A 2,176-nucleotide genomic window follows, 5' to 3' on the forward strand; every position below is an offset into this window, starting at 1 on the left:
TGTGAATATCGGTGTTAAAATCCTCAATAATAACGGTTTAAAATTCCCCACCTATCCGAGATAATCTATTTCATAAAGAGATAGATTGGAAGTGTAGGAATGACGTTATTGTTGGAGGATTTTTTGATGATTAGAGAATTGAAACAGAAAGGATGGACGATTAGTGCCATAGCAAGAGAAACAGGCTTTGATCGAAAAACAGTGAGAAAACATTTAAATGCAGATACAGTTCCAGTATCAAAGAAAAGAACACCAAGGAAAAGCAAACTAGATCCATATAAGGCTTACTTGTTGGAGCGGATTAAGGAAGGAACAACGAATTGTGCAGTCTTAATGGAAGAGATTTGTGCAATGGGGTATGAAGGTAAAAGCACCATTCTAAGAGAATTTGTACAACCTTATCGGGAAGCTCCTAAAAAACAAGCGACTGTTCGATTTGAAACAGCCCCTGGCCGTCAAGCGCAAGTAGATTGGGCAGAAGATATTGGGGAGTTTTTAGTAGATGGTGTCAAACGACCACTCTATGCATTTATTATGATTTTAAGTTATTCACGAAAGCGATATATCGAGTTTACAACTGATATGACACAGGAAACTTTAATGAAGTGTCATATGAATGCCTTTAGTTATTTTAACGGGATTCCACAACAGTTGCTTTACGATAATATGCGTACCGTTGTCACTAAGCATAGTGTTAGTCAGATTCGTTTTAACAAGAAATTTGAAGATTTCCTTGCTTATTACGGTGTCATCCCAAAAGCTTGTAAACCTTATCGGGCGCAAACAAAAGGAAAAGTAGAACGTGCAGTAGCTTATTTAAAATCAAATTTCTTAAAACGTCGTCTCCCAGAGACATTAGAAGAATTGAATTATGAAGTACGCAAATGGCTTAATGAGGTTGTACATCAAAAGCGAAATCAGACAACCCAACAATGTCCAAATGATCGATTTGAAGAGGAGCGTTCTTTACTCCTTCAATGGAATAAAAAACCGCTATACCAAATTAGACAATGGGAACTCCGGGAAGTGAGTAAGGATTGTTTGATATCGTATCAGCAAAATAAATATTCCGTACCCTATCGTTACGCTGGACAACAAGTAAAAATCCATGAAACGAACGAAGGCATACTTGAAATTTATGATGAATATGAGTGCATCGCCACACATCTATTGATCGAGGGCAAACATCAAATGTCGATGGATGACCGTCACTATCAAGGATTACCCGGCACAAAAAAAGAGCAGGAAACGAATCTTCATGGTTTGGCGACCCCAGATTCTCCTACTCCAATTACTAATGTTGCAAATCGATCATTAGCTGTATACGCTGCACTCGAGGAAGGTGATTAATAATTATGCACTCATTACTCGAAAAGCGCTTAACAGCGCTTGGATGGCAGCAAACCGCACTTCAAATCGATGAACTCGTAGAAAGTGCTTCTGCCAATAATGTATCATATTTTGACTTTCTTGACACGCTTGTCAAACAAGAGTGGGAACTTCGCGAATCACAGGCTTTAGCAAAACGTATTCAAAGAGCAAAATTCCCTTATAGTAAAACGATTCACGATTTTGATTTTAGTTTCCAGCCAAGTATTAGTGAACAACGCGTGAAGGAAACGTGTACGTGCCGTTATATTGCGAACGGTGAAAACCGTATTATTCTCGGTCCACCGGGTGTGGGAAAAACCCATCTAGCAATCGGCTTTGGATTAGAAGCACTTGCCCAAGGATACCAAGTGTTGTTTATGACAGCAGATGAGTTAGGTGAGCAATGTCAAAAAGCAGAGAAAAAAGGGACGATGAATTATTTAATCAATCGATTATGTAAACCTGATTTGATTATTCTTGATGAGATTGGTTATTTTTCATTCGATGCCTTAACAGCAAACGTGTTTTTTCAAATAGTCTCAAGAAGGTACGAAAAGGGCGCAATGATCATTACGTCGAATAAATCATACTTAGAATGGGGCAAAACGTTTGGAGATGATGTATTAGCTACTGCGATCCTAGATCGTCTTCTGCATCATTCTGTTACCTTTAATATAAAGGGCGATTCTTACCGTATGGAGGAGAAGAAAAAAGCGGGAATTTTCCCGCTGCCTCACACGGTTAAAACAGAAAAGTGAGGAATTTTATTCCGATATTTTTGGGGAATTTTAAGCCGATATTGACA

The 2,176-nt window shown here is 38.5% G+C and carries 2 protein-coding genes; both read left to right on the plus strand.

What is annotated here, in order from left to right:
- Nucleotides 1–99: 99 nt before the first annotated feature.
- A complete protein-coding gene (gene istA, locus DDE80_RS14215; protein WP_427901821.1) occupies nucleotides 100–1,350 on the plus strand; it encodes an IS21 family transposase in 1,251 nt (416 codons plus the stop codon).
- Between the two features lie 5 nt (nucleotides 1,351–1,355).
- A complete protein-coding gene (gene istB, locus DDE80_RS14220; protein ID WP_282432404.1) occupies nucleotides 1,356–2,129 on the plus strand; it encodes an IS21-like element helper ATPase IstB in 774 nt (257 codons plus the stop codon).
- Nucleotides 2,130–2,176: the final 47 nt, after the last annotated feature.

The sequence above is a fragment of the Metalysinibacillus jejuensis genome (assembly GCF_003057615.1).
Lineage (GTDB): Bacteria > Bacillota > Bacilli > Bacillales_A > Planococcaceae > Metalysinibacillus > Metalysinibacillus jejuensis.